This is a genomic window from Frankia gtarii (assembly GCF_025403375.1).
Classification (GTDB): Bacteria; Actinomycetota; Actinomycetes; order Frankiales; family Frankiaceae; genus Frankia; species Frankia gtarii.
Genome location: NZ_JAMPTM010000394.1, coordinates 1 through 4,593 on the forward strand (window position 1 = coordinate 1; position 4,593 = coordinate 4,593).

Annotated in this window: 2 protein-coding genes; both read right to left on the reverse strand. The window is 76.1% G+C overall.

Annotated elements, in window-relative coordinates; translation table 11 throughout:
- Window positions 1–154: 154 nt before the first annotated feature.
- Window positions 155–979, reverse strand: coding sequence for an ABC transporter ATP-binding protein (locus tag NBZ83_RS30165; RefSeq protein ID WP_261570618.1), 825 nt, complete (start codon window positions 977–979; stop codon window positions 155–157).
- 94 nt (window positions 980–1,073) lie between these two features.
- On the reverse strand, window positions 1,074–4,593 hold a 3,520-nt coding region (locus NBZ83_RS30170; RefSeq protein WP_261576317.1), incomplete at its 5' end, for a SpoIIE family protein phosphatase.

The following is a 4,593-nucleotide window of genomic DNA, read 5'->3' on the forward strand; positions in this document are numbered from 1 at the left end:
CCCCACACCGCCGCAGCTGCCCTCGTCTCGACGGCCGGCCCCACCTCTCCTGACGCGCAGCGCGGACGGCCGGCCCACGGGCCGCAGTCGACCCAGGGCCGATGTTCGGGGTGGACGGGCGTTCTCGAATGGGCGCGCCGGGCGGGGCGCAGGCTCAGACGGCGACGGAGACCGGTCGCCGAGGCGGCGGGCCGGCGGCCAGCCGAGCGGTGTAGCGCCCGGCGGCGACGCTGACGTCGAGGGGAATCCCGAAGCAGTCGGACAGTCGGGGCGCGGTGAGCACCTCTGCCGCCGGGCCCGCGGCCCGCACCTGGCCGCCGCGCACCAGCAGGGCGTGCGTGATCCCCACCGGGATCTCCTCGACGTGGTGGCTGACGAGAACGCTGACGGGCGCCGCGGGGTCGGCGGCGAAGCGGGTCAGCCGTCGCAGCAGCGCCTCACGGGCTCCGAGATCAAGCCCGGAGGCGGGCTCGTCGAGCAGGAGCAGCTCCGGGTCGCTCATGAGCGAGCGTGCGATCAGCACCCGCTTACGCTCGCCCTCGGACAACGTCCCGAACCGCCGGTCCCGCAGCTCCCGGCAGCCGAACTGGGCCAGCAGGCCGGCGGCGCGGGCGAGGTCGACGTCGTCATACGGCTCGTCGCCGCGACCGAGCACCGACCAGCCGGCGGTGACCACCGCGTCGAGCACCCGCTCGTCCGGGGGCGGCGTCTCGACCAGCGCCGGGCTGACGACGCCGACCCGGTAGCGCAGCTCGAGGAGGTTCACCGTGCCCAGCCGGTGACCGAACAGGTCGACCGCGCCCGAGGTCGGGAACAGCCGGCCCGAGGCCACCTGCAGAAGGGTCGTCTTTCCCGCGCCGTTGGGGCCGAGGACGACCCATCGTTGGCCGGGACGCACCTCCCAGCTCACATTCCGCAGAAGGTACGACCCATCCCGCACGACATTGACATTGTCGAGCCGCAGCACCGCGTCCGGCATGACGCTCACGTTACGCGACATGTGCCCGACCGGTGCTGCCAGGATGGCCCGGCCCCAACACACTCGCCGTGCGCCGCCCGGCCGGGCGGCCCGATCACGGCACGACCGAATCGGCGGGCGGCGCAGCCACCAGGTCGACCTCCGCCCAGACCACCTTGCCGTCGGGGATCGGGCGAAAACCGTGCCGCACGGCCAGCCGGGAGACCAGGTCGAGTCCGCGCCCGGCTTCGTCGTCCGGCGAGGCCTGCCGGCGCCGGGGCAGTCGGCCGCCGCCGTCGGCGACCTCGACGACGGCCCGGTCACCGAGCCGCCGCAGCCGCACGGACAACGGCGGCCGGCCGTGGCGCACGGCGTTGCTGGTCAGCTCGGACAGGACCAGGACGACGGTGTCGATGATCTCGACGGGCAGCCCGGCGTTCTCCAACACGAGCCGGCACTGTGCCCGCACGGCGTGCAGCCCGGTCGGCCCGTCGACGGTGACGTCGAGCAGTGCCGGCCCGGCGGTCGGTTCGTCGGGCAGTCGGGCGATCAGCAGCGCCGCGGCGTCGTCGGCGGGCGCCGGCTGGCCGTCGCGGCCAAGCCCGACGCAGGCCGCGGTGGCCAGCAGGTCGAGGTTGTCGGCGGGTGCGTCACTGGTGCGGGCCAGCACGGCGGCGAGGTCCGAGACGCCGGCGTCGACGTCGCGGCCACCCCCTCGGACCAGGCCCGCGGTGAACAGGGCGATGAGGTATCCCCGGCCCAGCCGGACGGTGTACTCGGTGACGTCGGCATGCCCGGCCGGATCCCGGCGGACCTCACCGAGCGGGGAGCCGACCGCCATGTACAGGCGCGAGACGAGACCGTCCGGGGCGACCACGAGGGGCGGCGGGTGGCCGGCGCTCGCCAGCGTGAGCACGCCCGTGTCGAGCTCGGCGATCGCGTAGATGCAGGTTGCGACCTCATGGCCCGGCATGTCCGCGACGACGCCGTCGAGCAACGCCAGCACCTCGCCGGGTGGCAGGTCGAGGCGGGCGCAGGCGCGCGCGGCGGCGCGAAGCTGGCCCATCGCGGCACTCGTGCGCAGTCCCCGCCCCCGGACCCCGCCGATCACCAGGGCGGCCCGGCCCGCGCCGAGGTCGATCACGTCGAACCACTCCCCGCCGGCGTCCCCCTCGGCCCCGGCGGGCAGGTAGCGCGATACCGCCTGCAGTCCCGCAGGCACCGTCGGTGCCGCGCCACGCAGGGTCTCGTGCAGCTCCGCCGCGCCGTCACGCGCGCTGCGCTCCCGCTCGATGCGTTCCAGGGCGACCCCGGCGCGCGCGGCGAGCTCGGTCAGGAAGGCCAGGTCTGCCTCGACGAACGGGGCCCGGTCACCGACGGCGGTCAAGCTGAACACGGCCGCGATCCGACCGACCCGCACCACGGGCAGCACGGCCGTCGTGTGCGCGCCGACCTGACGGATCCAGCGCGCGAGGTCGGACGGCGGCTCCCAGCCGAGCGCCGCGTGGCTGACGATCTCCCCGACCCCGCGGGCCGCGACCTGGCTGATCGGGTTCGACGGGGAGGCGAGCGCCGCGGTCAAGGCGCCCGTCGAGGGCACGGCGCCGGCCGCGGCGGAACCCGCGACGACCAGGGGCCGAAGTTCCGGGGCAGCTAGCTGCCCGTCCGTGACGACCTGCCCGGCCTCGGTGGCGGCGCCGGCCTCGCCCATCGGCTCGGGGTGGCCGGCCGGCTCGGCCTCGGCGGGCTGCCCATCGCCGTCAACGACCGGGCCCGCAGGGGGCACGAGCGCCGGACGGGCCGTGACCAGATGGACCACGCACAGGTCCGCGATCTCCGCCGCGATCAGCTCCGCGACGGCGCTCAGGGACCTTTCGGGAGCATCGGCCGAGGTCACGATCTCGGTGGTCCGGGCCAGCAGGCTCAGCCGCCGGTCGGCGCGCTCCCGCGCCTCGCGTTCCTCGTTCGTCGTGGTGATCGCCGCCTGCGCCTGCGCCGCAGCGGTCACGAGCCGCTCATGCGCCCGGGCCCGCTCCAGCGCGCGGGCGGCGGCCGCGGCGAGGCCACTCAGGTAGGCCCGATCCGCGGCGGTGAAGGTCCGCGGGGCCGGGAAGGCGAAGGTCACCACGCCGAACGCGGAGTCGTCGAGGGCGACCAGCGGCAGCATGGCCCACGCCTGCTCACCCGCCGCCACCGCGGCGTCGGCAAGATCGGAGACGGGCCAGCGAGCGAGCAGCTCCCCCCTGTCGGCCAGGAACAGGGGCCGGGCTCCCCGCACCACCTCGGCCAGGGGATGAACCGCACCCAGTGCCACATCCGGCCAGGAGCCGGGCCGCTGCGACGCGTCACCGCTCGCGTGAGCGAAACGCAGCTCGAGGCGCCGGTCGTCGACCAGCGCGACCCCACGCCCGGCCGCCCGCGCCGCCTGGCCGCCAACGTCGAGGATGGCCGCGACGACCTCGTCGACCGTGCTGGCGCGGGCCAGCGCGACGGAGAACAGTCCGCCGGCCTCGGCCCGCTGCGAGGCGGCCTCGGCCTGTTCGACGGCCGCCTCGGTCCGCCGATCGGCCTCGGCCCGCGCCGCCTCGGCGGCCCGTTCCCCGGTGAGGTCGCGGATCACGCCGAGCCATTCGACCGGCCGTCCATCGCCCGCCGGACCGATGCCGCCCGCCGCCTGCCCACCGGCGGCATCCACCGCGGATCCCGGTCCGGACACCGGCAGCACCCGGGCGGTGACGACGCGTTCGGCACCGCCCACGCCGGCCGGCGCGGAGATCCGGAATTCGGCCTCGAAGGCCTCGCCGCGCTCGATCGCCCCGTGCCACAGCCGCGCGACCCGGTCCCGGTCGGCCGGATGCACCCCGGACAGCCAGCCGCTGCCGGCCAACGTCCCCGGCTGCTGGCCGGTGGCGGAACGCCAGCCGGGCAGGTCGACGTCGAGGGCGCCGTCGGCCGTCGCGTGGAAGACATCCACGCCGGCGGCATCGACGAGCCCGCGGTAGCGCGCCTGCGCCCGCAGCCGTTCCCGATCGGCGATCTGCCGACCCGTGACGTCCAACGCGACGAAGGACACCCCCACCGGACCGAGCTGCGGATCGGTCACCGGGAACCAGCTCGCCAGCCAGGTCAGCGGTGTTCCGGCCGGGCCCGCGACGCCCACCTCCAGGTCCACCACCGCCTCGCCGGTGCGCAGCACCCGGGCCAGCAGGGCGTCGAGCTCGGAATCGCTGTCGCCGAGCACCTCGGACACGGTGCGGCCCAGGTGGTCCCGGGCGGAGCGGCGATCCAACCGGGTGAGTGCCTCGTTGACCCGAACAAACCGGCCGGCCCGGTCGAGCAGGGCAAGTCCGACGGGTGCCCGGACGAACAGCACATCCAGCATCGCGAACGCCGCCGCCGCGGAGTCCCCACCGCCCGGTGCCTGTGGGCCGCCGCGGGTGGCGCCCGGCGACCCGCGGTCCGGGGCGACGTCCTCGTGGCCTCGCCGCGAGCCGGTGCCGTCGATGATGTCGCGCGGCCTCGCCTCGCCGGGGGCCGGCGGATCAACCCGCGCAACCAGCGGCCATCCCTCGGGCAGCACGGGCAGGTCCGGGCCGCCTCGCTCGGGATCCTGGCTGGGGGCCGGGCTCGGGCCG

Excerpts from the sequence above, each read along its gene's own strand:
- NBZ83_RS30165 (WP_261570618.1), bottom strand. The coding sequence starts at position 979 with ATGCCGGACGCGGTGCTGCGGCTCGACAATGTCAATGTCGTGCGGGAT.